The sequence below is a fragment of the Terrabacter sp. NPDC000476 genome, from assembly GCF_040300125.1.
Classification (GTDB): Bacteria; Actinomycetota; Actinomycetes; order Actinomycetales; family Dermatophilaceae; genus Terrabacter.
The window spans coordinates 1-16,220 of the sequence record NZ_JBEPDF010000004.1 but is presented as its reverse complement, the minus strand read 5'-3'; the positions used below and the strand labels follow the sequence as shown (position 1 = coordinate 16,220).

Below are 16,220 nucleotides of genomic sequence, written 5' to 3'. Positions count from 1 at the left end.
GACGGTGAGCCGGCGGTCAGGGGTTGGGCACGCAGCCGCTCTCGGCCGTGTTGCCCGGCAGGACGCAGAACTCCATGCTCGGCAGGTCGGGCAGCGTCGCGGGCGCCACGAACCGGAGCCGGTCGTCCTCGAGGACTGCCTGCAGGCGGCTCGTGCCGACGGACCACCCCGTCGTGATGTCGGCCGGCACGTGGTCGGTCAGCCGCGACTCCGAGGCGCGCAGCACCCGGTCCTGCGTCTCGACGGTCACCGAGTGCGTCACGCGCCGGTCGGACGCCGTGTCGAGCCAGGTGAAGTCCGCATAGGTCTCTCTGGCCACCGAGCCGTCGGCGAGGGTCCACTGGCGACACGTCCTGAGCGTGGCAGGCGCGGACGTGCAGGCGGGGTCGAGCGCGCGCCGCTGGGCCTCGGTGACGTCGGTCGCCTTGAGCTCGGAGGTCAGGGAGAGCGTGCGCGCTCCGTCGTCGAAGCCCCACGAACCGGTCCACGAGGTGGCCTCGTCGGCCCGGCCGAGCGGCACCCTCGTGACCCCGTCCTGCGCGTGCTGGTCGAAGGTCCACGTCGCTGCCTCGACGGCGCGCTCGGTGAGCCCGGGGCCCGCGACGGAGCGTGCGACGGAGCGCAGCAGGTCGGGCATCCCCGACCCGCGGACCGGTCCGGCCGACGGCGCGGAGGACGTCGCCGTCGGCACCGGGGACGGGCTGATCGACGGCGGCGCGGTGAGCGTGCCCTGCGCCGGACCTCCGCCCGCCGGGGTGACCCCAGTCGGGGCGGCTGCGCCACCGCGGTTGATCGCGAGCACCACCCCACCGGCGGCGAGCAGCGCGCACGCCGCGGCCGCCACGAGCGGGACCGAGGCCCGCCACCGGCTCCGCCTCGGCAGCACGGTGACGCCGCCCGGGGCGTCGCGCAGGCCGGTGCCCGCCTCGCGTCGAACGTCCTCGACCGTGAGCCGCAGCGGAGGCTCGTCTCCGGCGTAGCCGCGCATCAGCTCTCGCACCGTCGTGTCGTCGGTCATGTCAGGCTCCTCAGCTCGGTGGCCGGCGAGAGCAGGGCCGACAGCGCGCTCATCCCCCGGTGGGTGTGGCTCTTCACGGTGCCCTCGGCGATGCCGAGCACCTCGGCGACCTCGGCCACGGGCCGGTCGTCCAGGTAGCGCAGCACGATGACCGCGCGCGCCTGTCGGGGCAGGGTCGCGAGCGCCCTGCCGATGTCGATGCTGGTGCTTCGGTCCTCGTCGGCCCGGCCCCGCTCGGGCAGGACGTCGGTCGGCACCTCGGCGGCGAACTTGCGCTCGTCGATGTAGAGGTTGACGAGCACGCGCCGCGCGTAGGCCTCGACGTTGACGTCCTGGATGCGGTCCCAGTGCCGGTAGAGGCGCACGAACGCCGCCTGCGTCAGGTCCTCGGCCCGGTCCCAGTCGCCGACGAGCCCGTATGCCGTCCGGCGCAGCGGCCGCGCCGAGCTGGCGAAGAACTCCTCGAAGTCGCGCACGCGGTCACCCCTGTCTGCCCTGTTGTGTGGTCATGCCCGTAACGACAGGGAACCGGGCCGGGAGGTTTACCCGGCGCCGAGACGGGTTCAGGACCGCGCGCTGGGGCGCAGCTGCACGAGGTGCGACACGACGCCGGGGATCCAGCCGGTCTCGCCCCGCATCCAGCGCGCGCCGACGAGGTTGTGCGGCACGACCACGGTGTCGGCGCGGGCCGCGACGAGTCCGAGGTCGGTGCCGAAGACGTCGGTGACGATCGCCCAGTCGCGGGCGCTGTGGCGCGCGAGGTGCTCGCCTATCGCGACGGCATACGTCTCGACGATGACGTCCGGGCCCTCAGCGGACCCGCCCTCGCCCGACCAGCGGCGGTACGCCGCGTCGAAGTGCGCGCCGATGGAGGCGAGGTCGTCGACGTCGACCCCCTCGGCGGATGCGTGCTGCAGGGCGGCCTCGATGCGGGCGCGCTCGGCCTCACCGAGCGGGGCGGCCACGGGGCGTCCGGTGTGGCCCGCCTCGTCGCCGTCGGAGGCGTCGACGTCGGAGCCGTCGACGACGCCCTCGGTCACGTCGGTCGGCGCGGCGGAGTCGTCCTTGCCCTTGCGCGAGAACAGTCCCATGCCAGCCAATCTAGTGGCTCCGCGCCGACCGGCGTCAGGTCAGCCGAAGGTGTCGGGATCGGGCCCGGTGCGGGTGCCCCGGTCGAGGCCCTCGAGGGCCTCGAGGTCGTCGGCGCCGAGCGAGAAGCCGAAGATCTCGTAGTTCTCGGCGATGCGTGCCGGGGTGACCGAGCGGGTGAGCACGACGTTGCCGAGCTCGACGTGCCAGCGCAGCACGAGCTGGGCGGGCGAGACGCCGTGCTTCGCGGCGAGCTCGACGACGACGGGGTCCTCGAGCAGCCCGGCGCGCACGGCGAGCGGGCTCCAGGCCTCGGTGACGATGCCGTGCTCGGCGTGGAACGCACGCAGCTCGCGCTGCTGCAGGTAGGGGCTCAGCTCGATCTGGTTGATCGAGGGCAGCACGCCCGTCTCGTCGAGCAGGCGCTGCAGGTGCGGCACCTGGAAGTTGCAGACGCCGACCGAGCGGACCCGGCCCTCGCGCTGCAGGTCGAGCATGGCCTTCCACGCCTCGACGTAGGCGTCCTGCTCCGGCGCCGGCCAGTGGATGAGGTAGAGGTCGAGCACGTCGATGCCGAGCCGGCCCATCGAGGCGTCGAAGGCGGCGGGCACGTTCGTGTGGTCGTCGTTCCAGACCTTCGTCGTGACGAAGACGTCGTCGCGGTCGACGGGACCGGAGGCGAGGACGCGGCCGACGCCTTCCTCGTTGCCGTAGATGCGGGCCGTGTCGATGTGGCGGTAGCCGATCTCGAGGGCACGGCCGAAGGCCGCGTCGACGTCGGCGTCCGGGACCTCCCAGACGCCGAAGCCGAGCTGGGGGACGGCGAGACCGGGGGTGGTGGCGTGGCCGAGGGCGAGCGTGGGGACTGACTGGTGTGTCGTCATGCTCCTCACGCTAGGTCGGCGGCCGCCCCGGCGATGTGCGCGACCTCACTCTGAGACGCCCGGGAATACGCGCGAGGAGCCCGATTCGACGCCACGTCAGCCCGATAGAGTCCGCTCCATGGCATCCATTCGCAAGGTCCTGATCGCAAATCGTGGTGAGATCGCCGTCCGCATCGCGCGGGCCTGCACCGACAGCGGCATCGCGTCCGTGGCGGTCTACGCCGACCCCGACCGGGATGCCCTCCACGTCAAGGTCGCCGACGAGGCGTACGCCCTCGGCGGCGCCACCCCGGGCGAGAGCTACCTCGTGCAGGAGAAGCTGCTCGAGGTCGCCCGCCGGGCCGGCGCCGACGCGGTCCACCCGGGCTACGGGTTCCTCGCCGAGAACGCCTCCTTCGCCCAGGCCGTCATCGACGCCGGGCTCGTCTGGATCGGCCCCGGGCCCGACGCCATCGACTCCCTCGGCGACAAGGTCAAGGCCCGCCACATCGCCACCAAGGCCGGCGCGCCGCTCGTGCCCGGCACGAAGGACCCGGTCTCGGGGGCCGACGAGGTCGTCGAGTTCGCGAAGGAGCACGGGCTCCCGGTCGCCATCAAGGCGGCCTACGGCGGCGGCGGCCGAGGCCTCAAGGTCGCGCGCACCGTCGAGGAGATCCCCGACCTCTACGACTCGGCCGTCCGCGAGGCCGTGACGGCCTTCGGCCGCGGCGAGTGCTTCGTCGAGCGCTTCCTCGACCACCCCCGTCACGTCGAGACCCAGTGCCTCGCCGACCAGCACGGCAACGTCGTCGTCGTCTCGACGCGCGACTGCTCGCTCCAGCGCCGCAACCAGAAGCTCGTCGAGGAGGCCCCGGCTCCGTTCCTCACCGAGGCGCAGCACACCGAGATCCTCCGCGCGAGCAAGGCGATCCTCAAGGAGGCCGGCTACGTCGGCGCGGGCACGTGCGAGTTCCTCGTCGGGCCTGCCGGGGACATCAGCTTCCTCGAGGTCAACACGCGCCTGCAGGTCGAGCACCCCGTGACCGAGGAGGTCACCGGCATCGACCTCGTGCGCGAGCAGTTCCGCATCGCGAACGGCGAGTCGCTCGACTACGGCGACCCGGAGCCGCACGCCCACTCCATCGAGTTCCGCATCAACGGCGAGGACGCGGGCCGCGGCTTCCTCCCCGCTCCCGGCACCGTGACCCGGATGGTCGTGCCGCACGGCCCCGGCGTGCGCTGGGACGCCGGCATCGTCGAGGGCGACACCGTCGCCGGCGCCTTCGACTCGATGATCGCCAAGCTCGTCGTCACCGGCCGCACCCGGCAGCAGGCGGTCGAGCGGGCCCGCCGCGCGCTCGCCGAGCTGACGATCGAGGGCATGCCCACCGTCGTGCCCTTCCACCGCGCGGTCGTCTCCGACCCGGCCTTCGCACCCGCCGACGACAGCCCCTTCACGATCCACACCCGTTGGATCGAGACCGAGTGGGACAACACCGTCGAGCCGTATGCCGGCGGGTCGGCCGATGCGGCCGAGGCCGTGGAGCGCCAGACGGTCGTCGTCGAGGTCGGCGGCAAGCGCCTCGAGGTCTCGCTCCCGGGTGGTCTCTCGCTCGGGGGCGGCGGCACCAACGGCAGCGCGAAGAAGAAGGCCCCCAAGCGCTCGGGCGGCGGCAGGTCCGGGGGCGCGGCCTCCGGTGACTCCCTCACCGCACCCATGCAGGGCACCATCGTCAAGATCGCCGTCGAGGAGGGTGCCACCGTCGGGGCCGGTGACCTCGTGCTCGTCCTCGAGGCGATGAAGATGGAGCAGCCGATCACCGCGCACAAGGCCGGCGTCGTCTCGGGCCTGACGGCGACCGTCGGCGAGACCGTCGCCTCGGGCGCGGTGCTCGCCGAGATCACCGACGCCGAGGGCTGAGACCCGCAGCACGCACGAGGGCCGGCCCGCCGCACGGCGGGTCGGCCCTCGTCGTCCCGGGGCGCCGTGGCGAGGTGCCGGGCCCGGGTCGGTCGTGCCCGGGTCAGTCCTGCCCGGGTCAGCCCTGCCGGGCCGGCGGGTCGCCGAGCGTGATGTCGCCGCCCGCTCCGGGCAGGTTCGGGTTCGGCGTGCCGGGCAGGTCCGGCTCGCTCGCCGGCTCGGTGGCGGGCGGGATCTCCGACGGCCCCGCGGTGTCGTCGGGCGGCAGTCCGAGGGTCTCCTTGAGCTTGTCGGTGCCCTGGTCGATCTTGTCGGCGTACTTGCCGCCGGTGCGCTCGTTGATCAGCTCCTCGGCCTTGTCGATGCCCTGCTGGGCCTGGTCGGGATGACCCGTGACGAAGTCCTTGGCCTTCTGGATCCAGTCGCTCATGCCTTGTGCCTCCACGCTGCCTACCGGCCGGGGCGCGGGCCGACCCGGCCCCGCCCCGACGTGGCGGCGACGCCGCCACGGGCCCGACGCTACGCCTCTGGCACACTGCTGGGGTGCTGCCGACCCTGACGAGCCTGCCGACCGCGGACCCCGGCCCGGTCCTCAACCCGACGAACCTGCTCATCCTGCTCGTCGTCGGTGCCGTGCTCTACCCGCTGCAGAAGAAGCTGCGCGAGGCCGTGTCGCGCCGCCGCCGCGAGCGCTGGGCCGAGGAGGACCGGCTCGCCGAGCTCGAGCGACGCGACGCCTCCGGCGAGGGACCCGCTCAGTCCGACTGATGCAGCTGGCGCGCTGCCTCGGCGATCGAGCCGGAGAGCGACGGGTAGACCGTGATGGTGCTCGACACCTGGTCGACGCCGAGCCGGTTCTGCACGGCGAGCGCGACCGGGAAGATCAGCTCCGAGGCCTTGGGCGCCACGACGACGCCACCGAGCACGGTCCCGTGCCCCTTGCGGCAGAAGAGCTTGACGAAGCCCTCGGAGATGCCCTGCATCTTGGCCCGCGGGTTGCGCGCGAGCGGGAGCATGACCGACTCGACGTCGGGTGACTCGTCGGCGGCGTTCTGGCTGATGCCGACGGTCGCGATCTCGGGCTCGGTGAAGATGTTCGCAGCCACGCCGCGCACGTTGAGCGGCGCCACGGCATCGCCCAGGGCGTGCCACATGGCGATGCGGCCCTGCATGGCCGCCACGGAGGCGAGGGGCAGCACGCCGGTGCAGTCACCCGCGGCGTAGATGCCGCCGACCGAGGTGCGCGACACCCGGTCGACCTGGACGTGGCCCGCCGGGCCCAGCTCGACGCCGGCCTCCTCGAGGCCCAGGCCGGACGTGTTCGGCACCGAACCGACGGCGAGCAGGGCGTGCGAGCCCTCGACGGTGCGCCCGTCGACGAGGGTGACGACGACACCGTCGGCGGTGCGCTCGACCGAGGCCGCGCGGGACTTGTTCAGCACCTCCATGCCGCGCTTGCGGAAGACGTCCTCGATGACGGTGGCGGCGTCCGCGTCCTCACCGGGGAGCACCCGGTCGCGTGAGGAGACGAGCACGACCTCGGAGCCGAGGCCGAGGTAGGCCTGCGCGAGCTCGGCGCCCGTGACGCCCGAGCCGATGACGACGATGCGCTCCGGCAGCTCCTCGAGGGAGTAGATCTGCTGCCACGTGAGGATGCGCTCGCCGTCGGGGCGCATGGTGTCCATGACGCGCGGCGCCGCGCCGGTCGCGACGAGCACCACGTCGGCGCGCAGCTCGCGCGTGGTGCCGTCGGGCAGCTCGGCCACGACGAGGTCGCGGGCGACCACCCGGGCCGACCCGCGCAGCACCGTCACGCCGACCTGCTCGAGGCTGCCCTGGATGTCGGAGCTCTGCGCGGCTGCGAGCTCGAGGATGCGGCCGTTGACCGTGTGCGCCTGGGCGACGGCGTCGGACACCTCATCGCCGTCGTCGTCCTGCAGCCGCACCCCGAGCGACGACGCGACCTCGAAGTCGGACATGTAGTCGGCGGTCGCGATGAGGGCCTTGCTCGGCACGCAGTCGGTGAGCACCGCGGCGCCGCCGATGCCGTCGCGCTCGACGATGGTGACCTGCGCCCCGAGCTGGGCCGCCACGAGGGCCGCCTCGTAGCCACCAGGGCCGCCGCCGATGATGACAACGGAAGTCTCGCGCGTGATCACGGGCTCCATCCAACCATCCCGGCACGGCCCGGCCCGAACCCGGCGGCGAGCATGCCCGGCCGCGCGGCACCTCGCTAGAGTCCTGAGCGTGACCAGTACCCAGCGTGATCTCAGCGACCCGTCCACCGACCCCTTCGAGGTCGCGGCCGATGCAGCCGCCGTCATCGCGGAGCGCACGGGCGCCCCGCGCCACGACGTCGCGCTCGTGCTCGGCTCCGGCTGGGGCCAGACCGCCGACCTCATCGGCGAGACGCTCGCGACGGTCGACAACGCCGACGTCCCGGGGTTCCACGCCGCCGCCGTGGCCGGTCACTCGGGCAGCATGCGCTCGGTCGCGATCGGCGACACGGGTCGGCGCGCCCTCGTCTTCGGCACCCGCACCCACTTCTACGAGGGGCGCGGCGTGCGGTCCGTCGTCCACGGCGTCCGCACCGCCAGGGCGGCCGGCGCGACGACCATCGTGCTGACGAACGGGTGCGGCGGCCTCAACCCCGCGTGGGCGCCCGGCACGCCCGTACTGATCCGCGACCACATCAACCTGACGGCGCACTCCCCCGTCGAGGGCGCGAACTTCGTCGACCTCACCGACCTCTACACGCCGCGCCTGCGCGAGCTCGCCCGTGAGGTCGACCCCGGGCTCGACGAGGGCGTCTACGTCCAGTTCCGCGGGCCGCACTACGAGACCCCCGCCGAGGTGCAGATGGCCAAGGTGCTCGGGGGCGACCTCGTCGGCATGTCGACGACCCTCGAGGCGATCGCCGCCCGCCAGGTCGGGCTCGACGTGCTCGGCATCTCGCTCGTGACGAACCTCGCCGCCGGCATCTCGGATGCGCCGCTCAGCCACGCGGAGGTCCTCGAGGCCGGCCAGCTCGCGGCCGAGCGCTGCGGGCGCCTGCTCGCCGACGTCGTGGGTCGCCTCGCATGACGGCCACCGACACGACCGACGTGCTCGTCGCGGCCGCACGGGCCTGGCGCGACGACGACCCCGACCCGACGACCCGGGCCGAGCTCGAGACGCTCCTCACGGCCGCGACGGACGGCGACGAGGCGGCGCGTGCCGAGCTCGCCGACCGGATGTCGGGCCTGCTCGAGTTCGGCACGGCGGGTCTGCGCGGCGCCCTCGGCGCCGGGCCCAACCGGATGAACCGCAGCGTCGTCATCCGTGCGGCGGCCGGCCTGACGGCATACCTCAAGGACGAGGGCGGGGTGGGCGAGAAGCCTTGCGTCGTCATCGGTTTCGACGCCCGTTACAACTCCGACGTGTTCGCGCGCGACACGGCGGCGGTCGTCGTGGCTGCCGGCGGGCGGGCCCTGCTGCTGCCCGCGCCGCTGCCGACCCCGGTGCTCGCCTTCGCGATCCGCCACGTGGGCGCCGACGCGGGCGTCATGGTGACGGCGAGCCACAACCCGCCGCAGGACAACGGCTACAAGGTCTACCTCGGCGACGGCAGCCAGATCGTGCCGCCCGTCGACGCGCAGATCGCCGCCCACATCGACCGCGTCGAGCGGGTGGCCGACGTGCCGCGTGCCCCGGAGGGCTGGGAGACGCTCGGCGACAACCTGCTCGAGGACTACGTCGCCGCCGTCGCGACCGTCGTCGACCCGGCCTCCCCGCGCGACCTGCGCATCGTGCACACGAGCCTGCACGGCGTCGGCCACGGCACGGTGCACGCCGCGTTCGTCCGCGCCGGCTTCGAGGCGCCCGTCGTCGTCGACGAGCAGGCCGTGCCCGACCCCGACTTCCCGACCGTCGCCTTCCCCAACCCCGAGGAGAAGGGCGCCATCGACCTCGCCCTCGCCCGGGCACGCGCGGTGGGCTGCGACCTCGTCATCGCCAACGACCCCGACGCCGACCGGTGTGCGGCCGCCGTGCTCGACCCGGCGCTCGGCGACTGGCGGATGCTGCGCGGCGACGAGGTGGGCGCCCTGCTCGGCGCGCACGTCGTGAGCCGCGGCGTCGGTCGGCGCGACGTCTTCGCCAACTCCATCGTCTCCTCGCGGCTGCTGGCCTCGATCGCGGCGGCAGCCGGGCTCGCCCACGAGGAGACCCTGACCGGCTTCAAGTGGATCTCGCGCGTCGACCACCTGCGCTACGGCTACGAGGAGGCGCTCGGCTACTGCGTCGCCCCGCACCTCGTGCGCGACAAGGACGGTGTGAGCGCGGCCCTGCTCCTCGCCGAGCTGGCCGCCACGCTCAAGGCGCAGGGCAGGACGCTCACCGACCTGCTCGACGACCTCGCCGTCGAGCACGGCGTGCACGCGACCGACTCGTTCTCGGTGCGCGTCTCGGACCTCGCCCAGACCGATGCCCTGATGGGCCGGCTGCGCGCGAACCCGCCGGTGTCCGTCGCCGGCATCGACGTCGAGCGCACCGACGACCTCAGCCGTGGCGACGGCGGCCTGCCGCCCACCGAGGGCCTTCGCCAGCACCTCGTCGACCGCTCGCGCATCATCGTGCGCCCCAGCGGCACCGAGCCCAAGGTGAAGGTCTACCTCGAGGTCATCGAGCCCGTGTCGGGACCGGCCGGCCTGTCGGAGGCTCGCGCCGTCGCCGAGACCCGGCTCGCGGCCGTCCGCGCCGACATGGAGCGGCTCACCGCGCTCTGAGTCGCCGAGCGGGCGCGACGGGCCCGCCCGGCTCGGCGCGCGGCACCGTCGTCCCGCTCAGGCGACGAAGGTGCCGATGACGAAGAAGGCGAGGGCGGCGACGAGCAGCCCGACCGACACCGGGTCCCAGGCCCGCGTGGCGATGCTCGGCGTGCGCCCGTCCTTGCGACGGCGGTCGGCCGCCATGCGTGCCTCGACCTCCGCTGCGACGACCTGGGCCTCGACCTTGGGCTTGGCCGGCGTCTCCGACGTGCCCTTGCCGCGCACCTTGTTGGCCGGCGCCGTGAGCAGGTTGCGGCCGTAGCGGGGACGCCCCGGATCGGCCGGCACGCCCCACGCGGTGTAGCGGCGGCCGTCGGCGACCAGCTCGAGGGCCCAGCGCGAGCGCACCTCGGTGATGGCCGGCCAGGTCAGCTCGACGACACGCATCGGGTTGACGAGCCGGATGCCCTCGGGGTGGATGACGACGGCCGGGCGCACGACGAAGAGCCAGAGCAGCACGAGCGCGAGCACGACGGTCGAGATGAGCGCCCAGCTGCGCGGCGAGGTGAGCAGCGCCGGCACGAGCAGGCCGAGGCCGGCGAGACCACCGACGACCCCGACGAGGACGGCGGAGCCGGGTCGCAGCGTGCGCGAGGCGGCGCCGTCCGGGTCGGCGGGCGACGACGCGGGTGAGGGCGCGGACGGCGGTGTTGACGGCGGCGTGGGAGGCTCGGAGGTCACCGCCCGAGCCTCTCACGCGGCGCGGGCCTCCTCACCGGGCGGCTACACTCCCGTGGTGACTGTTAGCACGACGATGCCCACCGCGCAGGACCTGACCGCGCAGGCGCGCGACGTCCTCGGGGTCTCGCGCCTCACCAACCACGCCCTGACGACGTGGCTGCACGGCCTCCCCGGCGTCGACCAGGTCGGCTGCGAGGCCCGGGCCGCCGGCCTGGCCACCCGCTCGATCAAGACGACGAGCAAGGCGTGGGCGATCGACACCGCCATCGGCATGATCGACCTGACGACCCTCGAGGGCTCCGACACGGTCGGCAAGGTCCGCTCGCTCTGCGCCAAGGCGCTCGTTCCGGACCCGAGCGACCCCACGACGCCGCGGCCCGCCGCGATCTGTGTCTACGGCGACATGGTCGGCACCGCGAAGGCCGCCCTCGGTGACAGCGGCATCCACGTCGCCGCCGTCGCGACCGCGTTCCCCTCGGGCCGCGCGAGCATGCCGGTCAAGCTCGCCGACACCCGTGACGCCGTCGAGGCCGGGGCCGACGAGATCGACATGGTCATCGACCGGGGCGCGTTCCTCTCGGGCGACTACCTCACCGTCTTCAACCAGATCGCCGCCGTGAAGCAGGCGTGCGGCGCCGCCCACCTCAAGGTCATCATGGAGACCGGCGAGCTCGTGACGTACGACAACGTGCGCCGCGCCTCGTTCCTCTCGATGCTCGCCGGCGGCGACTTCATCAAGACCTCGACCGGCAAGGTGCAGCCCGCGGCGACCCTGCCCGTCACGCTCGTCATGCTCGAGGCCGTCCGCGACTGGCGCGACCTCACCGGCGTCCAGGTCGGCGTCAAGCCTGCCGGTGGCATCAAGACGACGAAGGACGCCATCAAGTACCTCGTCATGGTGAGCGAGATCGCCGGCGAGGACTGGCTGACCCCGCAGTGGTTCCGCTTCGGCGCCTCGAGCCTGCTCAACGACCTGCTCCTGCAGCGCCAGAAGCTCTCGACCGGCGTCTACTCCGGCGCCGACTACGTCACGATCGACTGACTGCCCGCGCCCGCCTCCCGGCGACGCACACCCGCGACCTCCACCCGCGCCCACGAAAGACACGCTGATGCCCACCTTCGAGTACGCCCCCGCCCCGGAGTCTCGGGCCGTCGTCACGATCGAGAAGTCCTACGGGCTCTTCGTCGACGGCGCCTTCACCCGCCCCAAGGCGACGTTCCCGACGATCAACCCGGCCGACGAGACGGTGCTCGCGGAGGTCAGCCAGGCGAGCGCGAAGGACGTCGACAAGGCGGTCGCCGCCGCGCGCCGCGCGTTCGACGGCGTCTGGGGCCGGATGAGCGGCACCGAGCGCGGCAAGTACCTCTTTCGGATCGCCCGCATCCTGCAGGAGCGCGCCCGCGAGTTCGCCGTGCTCGAGAGCCTCGACAACGGCAAGCCGATCAAGGAGACCCGCGACTTCGACGTCCCGACGGCCGCCGCGCACTTCTTCTACCACGCGGGCTGGGCCGACAAGCTCGAGTATGCCGGCCTCACCACCCCGGGTGAGGCGCCCGCCCGCCCGCACGGCGTCGTCGGCCAGATCATCCCCTGGAACTTCCCGCTGCTCATGCTCGCGTGGAAGGTCGCGCCCGCGCTCGCCACCGGCAACACCGTGGTGCTCAAGCCCGCCGAGACGACGCCGCTCAGCGCCCTGCTCTTCGCCGAGGTCTGCCAGCAGGCCGACCTGCCGGCCGGCGTCGTCAACATCGTGACGGGCGACGGCCGCACGGGCCAGGCGCTCGTCGAGCACCCCGACGTCGACAAGATCGCCTTCACCGGTTCGACGGACGTCGGCAGGACGATTGCCCGCTCCATCGCCGGCACGACGAAGAAGGCCACGCTCGAGCTCGGCGGCAAGGCCGCGAACATCATCTTCGACGACGCGCCCATCGACCAGGCCGTCGAGGGCATCGTCGGGGGCATCTTCTTCAACCAGGGGCAGGTCTGCTGCGCCGGCTCGCGCCTGCTCGTGCAGGAGAACGTCCACGACCAGGTCGTCGCCCGGCTCAAGCGCCGGCTCCAGACGCTGCGCGTCGGCGACCCCCTCGACAAGAACAGCGACCTCGGCGCCATCAACTCGCGCGAGCAGCTCGACCGCATCACGACGCTCGTCGACGCCGGCGTGGCCGAGGGCGCGGAGCGCTGGAGCCCGGCCTGCGCCCTGCCGGCCAAGGGCTTCTGGTTCCCGCCGACCCTGCTCACCGGCGTCTCGCAGACGCACCGCGTGGCGACGGAGGAGATCTTCGGCCCGGTGCTGACCGTGCTGACCTTCCGCACGCCCCAGGAGGCGGTCGCGAAGGCGAACAACACGGCATACGGCCTCTCCGCGGGCGTGTGGACCGAGAAGGGCTCGCGCATCCTCTGGATGGCCGACCAGCTCAAGGCGGGCGTCGTCTGGGCGAACACCTTCAACCGCTTCGACCCGAGCTCGCCGTTCGGCGGGTACAAGGAGTCCGGCTACGGCCGCGAGGGCGGCCGCCACGGGCTCGAGGCGTACCTGACCACTGCACCTGCGACCCTGACGGGAGCCGCCCGATGAGCCGCCTCGACGTGCGCAAGACCTACAAGCTCTACATCGGCGGGAAGTTCCCCCGCAGCGAGTCGGGCCGGTCCTACGAGGTCGTCTCGGCCTCGGGCCAGTTCCTCGCCAACGCCTCGATGGGCTCGCGCAAGGACGTGCGCGACGCCGTCGTCGCCGCACGCGCCGCGCAGCCCGGGTGGGCGGGCGCGACCGCGTTCAACCGCGGCCAGGTGCTCTATCGCGTGGCCGAGGTGCTCGAGGGCCGACGCGCACAGTTCGTCGAGGAGGTCGGCGCCGCCGAGGGGCTCACGGCCCGCGCCGCGTCGACCGTCGTCGACGCCGCCGTCGACCGCGTCGTCTGGTACGCCGGGTGGACCGACAAGGTCGCCCAGGTGCTCGGCAACCTCAACCCGGTCGCTGGCCCCTACTTCAACGTGTCGGCCCCCGAGCCGACCGGCGTCGTGGGCATCCTTGCGCCGCAGGCCTCCTCGCTGCTCGGCCTCGTGTCGGTCGTCGCCCCCGTCATCGCCACGGGCAACACCGCGGTTGTCGTGACGTCCGCGGACCGTCCGCTCCCTGCCGTGACGTTCGGTGAGGTGCTCGCCACCTCCGACGTCCCCGGTGGGGTCGTCAACCTCGTCACGGCGCGCACGGCGGAGGTCGCCTCGTGGCTCGCGTCGCACCGCGACGTCAACGCCGTCGACCTCGCCGGTGCGGCGGGCGCCGACGGCGTCGACTGGGCGAGCCTCGAGGCCGACGCGGCCGGCAACCTCAAGCGCGTCCTGCGCCCGGCGCTGCAGGACGGCGCCGCGGTCGAGCCGGACTGGACCGCCGACCCCGGCCTCGGCCGGATCCGCGCCTTCGTCGAGACGAAGACCGTCTGGCACCCCAAGGGCCTCTGACCGGTGACCGCTGCGGACGACCCCGGCGTCGGTGCCGCTGACCGGCACCGGGGCCGGGTCATCCTGCTCACCGGCCCGTCCGGCGCGGGCAAGAGCCGGCTCTCGGCCCGGCTCAGCGCCGCCCACGGTTGGCCGGTCGTGCGCCTCGACGACTTCTACCGCGAGGCCGACGACCCGGACCTGCCACGCTCACCGCTCGGCATCCCGGACTGGGACCACGCCGACTCGTGGCACGCAGAGGCCGCCGTCGCCGCGCTGCGCGCCCTCGTCGACGACGGCCGCGTCGACGTGCCGGTCTACGACATCGGGGCCTCCAGCGTGACCGGCCACCACGTCGTCACCGCCGGGCCCACCGACTACGTGCTCGCCGAGGGCCTCTTCGCCGGACGCCTCGTCGACGACCTGCGCGCGGAGGGGCTGCTCGCCGACGCCCTGTGCGTGCGCCAGAACCGCACCCTGACCGCCGTGCGACGCTTCGTGCGCGACCTCTCCGAGCGCCGCAAGCCGCCGCACATCCTGCTCCGACGCGGCCTCGCGCTCTGGCGCGACGAGCCGCACGTCATCGCCGAGGCGCGGGCGCACGGCGCCCGCTGCATCCACCCGCGCGACGCCGAGCGGGAGCTGGAGACGCTCGTGCGCCCTGCTGCTACGCGGGGCTGACGACCCCGCCCGTCACGCCCTCCCCCGGCGTGCCACCGGACAGGGCGGCATACCCGGGCTTGATCACCTCGTCGATGAGCGCGAGCCGCTCGTCGAAGGGGATGAAGGCCGACTTCATGGCGTTGATGGTCACCCACCGCAGGTCGTCGAGCGTCCAGCCCGCCTCGTCGTGCAGCAGCTCGGCCTCGCGGCTCATCATCGTGCCGCTCATCAGCCGGTTGTCGGTGTTGAGGGTGACGCGGAAGCGCAGCCGCCGCAGCAGGGTGATCGGGTGCAGCGCGATGGAGGGCGCGGCCGAGGTCTGCAGGTTGCTGCTCGGGCACATCTCGAGCGGGATGCGCTTGTCGCGCACGTAGGCCGCGAGCCGGCCCAGGCGCACCCGGTCGAGCTCGAGAGCGGTCAGGGCGTCCGCATCGTGCTTGTGGCCCTCGACCCAGTCGGCATACGGCGAGCCGTCGATCGTGATGTCGTCGACGATGCGCACGCCGTGGCCGAGCCGGTCGGCCCCGCACCACTGGATGGCCTCCCAGATCGACGGCAGGCCGAAGGCCTCGCCCGCGTGGATGGTGAAGTGGAAGTTCTCGCGGCGGAGGTACTCGAAGGCGTCGAGGTGACGGGTGGGCGGGTAGCCCGCCTCGGCCCCGGCGATGTCGAAACCGGAGACGCCATCGTCCCGGTAGCGGATCGCCAGCTCGGCGATCTCGGTGGACTTGGCCGCGTGCCGCATGGCCGTCAGCAGGGCGGTGACACGAATCGGGTGGCCGGCGGCGGCCGCACGCGCCTCCCCGTCCCGGAGGCCCGCGTTGACGGCCTCCACGACGCCCTCCAGGGTGAGGCCGCGCGTCAGGTGCTGCTCCGGTGCGTAGCGGCTCTCGGCATAGACGACACCGTCCGCGGCGAGGTCCTGCGCGCACTCGCTGGCAACACGGAAGAGCCCTTCACGGGTCTGCATGACGGCGAGCGTGTGGTCGAAGGTCTCGAGGTAGCGCGGAAGCGATCCGGAGTCGGCGCTCTCACGGAACCACGCGCCCAGGGCAGCGGCGTCGGTGGCTGGCAGCTCGTCGTAACCGACCGCCGCTGCGAGGTCAAGCACCGTCTGCGGGCGCAGTCCTCCGTCGAGGTGGTCGTGGAGCAGGACCTTGGGGGCCCGGCGCAGCTCGTCGGTGCTCATCACGCCTCCTCCTCACGGTGCACGGAGTCGGGCGAGAAGGCCGGGAGGCACACGGCGACGTACTCGGCCCCCTCCGGCCCGCACGAGTAGCGGATGCGCTCTCCCCCACGCGTGATCACGCTCTGGCCGGCCACGACCTCGAGCGAGCCGCCGTCGTGGTCGATGACGACGGAGCCGGCCAGGACGAGCGTGATCTCGTCGAACTCGGGCGTCTGGAACGGCTCCGACCATCCGGCAGGCGCCACCATCCGCGCGACGGAGACGGAGGACTGCAGGCCGGCGTCCGGGGTGTTGACCGCACCGACGTGCTCGTCGATGACCTTGCCACCGGGCACGGGGATACGGGTCGGGGAGGGGATGAGATGAGGCACGAACCCACCCTAGTGGACCCGCGAAAAGCACGGGAAATGCAACGAGCCCCACCAGGTCTCTGGTGGGGCTCGTTGTGAATGGTTGTCCGGCTGCGTCCTACTCTCCCACACCGTCACCAGTGCAGTACCATCGGCGCTGAAGGGCTTAGCTTCCGGGTTCGGAATGGAGCCG

The 16,220-nt window shown here is 73.1% G+C and carries 17 protein-coding genes and 1 rRNA gene; 8 read left to right on the top strand and 10 right to left on the bottom strand.

All coding sequences use genetic code 11. The annotated features are described in order from the left end of the window. Positions 1-16: 16 nt before the first annotated feature. The 4 genes from ABT295_RS18950 to ABT295_RS18935 all read right to left on the bottom strand — a co-directional run bounded on the left by ABT295_RS18950 (position 17) and on the right by ABT295_RS18935 (position 2,991). A complete protein-coding gene (locus ABT295_RS18950) occupies positions 17-1,018 on the bottom strand; it encodes a hypothetical protein (RefSeq protein WP_352395968.1) in 1,002 nt (333 codons plus the stop codon). Next, positions 1,015-1,494, bottom strand: coding sequence for a SigE family RNA polymerase sigma factor (locus ABT295_RS18945; RefSeq protein WP_352395967.1), 480 nt, complete (start codon positions 1,492-1,494; stop codon positions 1,015-1,017). Before ABT295_RS18945 ends, ABT295_RS18950 begins: the two co-directional genes overlap by 4 nt. A gap of 87 nt (positions 1,495-1,581) precedes the next feature. Beyond that, positions 1,582-2,109 carry a DUF3806 domain-containing protein gene (locus tag ABT295_RS18940; protein ID WP_352395966.1) on the bottom strand — a complete coding sequence of 176 codons (528 nt, stop codon included), beginning with the start codon at positions 2,107-2,109 and terminating at the stop codon, positions 1,582-1,584. Between the two features lie 39 nt (positions 2,110-2,148). Next, positions 2,149-2,991, bottom strand: a complete 843-nt coding sequence (locus tag ABT295_RS18935) for an aldo/keto reductase (RefSeq protein ID WP_352395965.1) — start codon at positions 2,989-2,991, stop codon at positions 2,149-2,151. 118 nt (positions 2,992-3,109) lie between these two features. Between ABT295_RS18935 and ABT295_RS18930 the strand changes: the two genes are divergently transcribed. Further along, the gene (locus ABT295_RS18930) at positions 3,110-4,891 is read left to right on the top strand and encodes an acetyl/propionyl/methylcrotonyl-CoA carboxylase subunit alpha (RefSeq protein WP_352395964.1); all 1,782 of its coding nucleotides are present in this window, start codon (positions 3,110-3,112) and stop codon (positions 4,889-4,891) included. 118 nt (positions 4,892-5,009) lie between these two features. On the opposite strand, the gene ABT295_RS18925 is transcribed toward ABT295_RS18930, so the two are convergent. Continuing rightward, positions 5,010-5,321, bottom strand: a complete 312-nt coding sequence (locus tag ABT295_RS18925) for an antitoxin (protein ID WP_352395963.1) — start codon at positions 5,319-5,321, stop codon at positions 5,010-5,012. A 113-nt stretch (positions 5,322-5,434) separates the two neighbouring features. Between ABT295_RS18925 and ABT295_RS18920 the strand changes: the two genes are divergently transcribed. After that, a complete protein-coding gene (locus ABT295_RS18920; RefSeq protein WP_345505782.1) occupies positions 5,435-5,659 on the top strand; it encodes a hypothetical protein in 225 nt (74 codons plus the stop codon). On the opposite strand, the gene ABT295_RS18915 is transcribed toward ABT295_RS18920, so the two are convergent. After that, a complete protein-coding gene (locus tag ABT295_RS18915; RefSeq protein WP_352395962.1) occupies positions 5,647-7,059 on the bottom strand; it encodes an NAD(P)H-quinone dehydrogenase in 1,413 nt (470 codons plus the stop codon). The two genes, ABT295_RS18920 and ABT295_RS18915, sit on opposite strands and share 13 nt — an antisense overlap. 79 nt (positions 7,060-7,138) lie before the next feature. On the opposite strand from ABT295_RS18915, the gene ABT295_RS18910 reads away from it, so the two are divergent. Together ABT295_RS18910 and ABT295_RS18905 are read left to right on the top strand one after the other, a co-directional pair. Beyond that, positions 7,139-7,975 carry a purine-nucleoside phosphorylase gene (locus tag ABT295_RS18910; protein WP_352395961.1) on the top strand — a complete coding sequence of 279 codons (837 nt, stop codon included), beginning with the start codon at positions 7,139-7,141 and terminating at the stop codon, positions 7,973-7,975. Continuing rightward, the gene (locus ABT295_RS18905; protein WP_352395960.1) at positions 7,972-9,657 is read left to right on the top strand and encodes a phospho-sugar mutase; all 1,686 of its coding nucleotides are present in this window, start codon (positions 7,972-7,974) and stop codon (positions 9,655-9,657) included. Before ABT295_RS18910 ends, ABT295_RS18905 begins: the two co-directional genes overlap by 4 nt. A 57-nt stretch (positions 9,658-9,714) precedes the next feature. Here ABT295_RS18905 and ABT295_RS18900 read toward each other — a convergent pair whose 3' ends face one another. Continuing rightward, the gene (locus ABT295_RS18900; RefSeq protein WP_352395959.1) at positions 9,715-10,380 is read right to left on the bottom strand and encodes a PH domain-containing protein; all 666 of its coding nucleotides are present in this window, start codon (positions 10,378-10,380) and stop codon (positions 9,715-9,717) included. 73 nt (positions 10,381-10,453) lie between these two features. On the opposite strand from ABT295_RS18900, the gene deoC reads away from it, so the two are divergent. The 4 genes from deoC to ABT295_RS18880 all read left to right on the top strand — a co-directional run bounded on the left by deoC (position 10,454) and on the right by ABT295_RS18880 (position 14,506). Continuing rightward, positions 10,454-11,422, top strand: coding sequence for a deoxyribose-phosphate aldolase (gene deoC / locus ABT295_RS18895; RefSeq protein ID WP_352396302.1), 969 nt, complete (start codon positions 10,454-10,456; stop codon positions 11,420-11,422). A gap of 67 nt (positions 11,423-11,489) precedes the next feature. After that, positions 11,490-12,962 carry an aldehyde dehydrogenase family protein gene (locus ABT295_RS18890; RefSeq protein ID WP_352395958.1) on the top strand — a complete coding sequence of 491 codons (1,473 nt, stop codon included), beginning with the start codon at positions 11,490-11,492 and terminating at the stop codon, positions 12,960-12,962. Beyond that, a complete protein-coding gene (locus ABT295_RS18885; protein ID WP_352395957.1) occupies positions 12,959-13,846 on the top strand; it encodes an aldehyde dehydrogenase family protein in 888 nt (295 codons plus the stop codon). Before ABT295_RS18890 ends, ABT295_RS18885 begins: the two co-directional genes overlap by 4 nt. A 3-nt stretch (positions 13,847-13,849) precedes the next feature. Next, a complete protein-coding gene (locus ABT295_RS18880) occupies positions 13,850-14,506 on the top strand; it encodes an AAA family ATPase (protein ID WP_352395956.1) in 657 nt (218 codons plus the stop codon). Here the strand turns inward: ABT295_RS18880 and ABT295_RS18875 are convergent. The 3 genes from ABT295_RS18875 to rrf form a co-directional block, all read right to left on the bottom strand. Continuing rightward, a complete protein-coding gene (locus ABT295_RS18875) occupies positions 14,493-15,677 on the bottom strand; it encodes an adenosine deaminase (protein ID WP_352395955.1) in 1,185 nt (394 codons plus the stop codon). The genes ABT295_RS18880 and ABT295_RS18875 overlap by 14 nt on opposite strands. Continuing rightward, positions 15,677-16,048 (bottom strand): cupin domain-containing protein, encoded by a 372-nt coding sequence (locus ABT295_RS18870; RefSeq protein ID WP_352395954.1) that lies wholly within the window; start codon positions 16,046-16,048, stop codon positions 15,677-15,679. Before ABT295_RS18870 ends, ABT295_RS18875 begins: the two co-directional genes overlap by 1 nt. A gap of 84 nt (positions 16,049-16,132) precedes the next feature. Beyond that, positions 16,133-16,220: ribosomal RNA gene (gene rrf, locus ABT295_RS18865) — 5S ribosomal RNA — on the bottom strand; the annotation flags it as partial.

Coding starts and splice junctions, on each gene's coding strand:
- ABT295_RS18950 (WP_352395968.1), bottom strand. CDS start 1,018: ATGACCGACGACACGACGGTGCGAGAGCTGATGCGCGGCTACGCCGGA.
- ABT295_RS18940 (WP_352395966.1), bottom strand. CDS start 2,109: ATGGGACTGTTCTCGCGCAAGGGCAAGGACGACTCCGCCGCGCCGACC.
- ABT295_RS18935 (WP_352395965.1), bottom strand. CDS start 2,991: ATGACGACACACCAGTCAGTCCCCACGCTCGCCCTCGGCCACGCCACC.
- ABT295_RS18930 (WP_352395964.1), top strand. CDS start 3,110: ATGGCATCCATTCGCAAGGTCCTGATCGCAAATCGTGGTGAGATCGCC.
- ABT295_RS18925 (WP_352395963.1), bottom strand. CDS start 5,321: ATGAGCGACTGGATCCAGAAGGCCAAGGACTTCGTCACGGGTCATCCC.
- ABT295_RS18915 (WP_352395962.1), bottom strand. CDS start 7,059: ATGGAGCCCGTGATCACGCGCGAGACTTCCGTTGTCATCATCGGCGGC.
- ABT295_RS18905 (WP_352395960.1), top strand. CDS start 7,972: ATGACGGCCACCGACACGACCGACGTGCTCGTCGCGGCCGCACGGGCC.
- deoC (WP_352396302.1), top strand. CDS start 10,454: ATGCCCACCGCGCAGGACCTGACCGCGCAGGCGCGCGACGTCCTCGGG.
- ABT295_RS18890 (WP_352395958.1), top strand. CDS start 11,490: ATGCCCACCTTCGAGTACGCCCCCGCCCCGGAGTCTCGGGCCGTCGTC.
- ABT295_RS18885 (WP_352395957.1), top strand. CDS start 12,959: ATGAGCCGCCTCGACGTGCGCAAGACCTACAAGCTCTACATCGGCGGG.
- ABT295_RS18875 (WP_352395955.1), bottom strand. CDS start 15,677: ATGAGCACCGACGAGCTGCGCCGGGCCCCCAAGGTCCTGCTCCACGAC.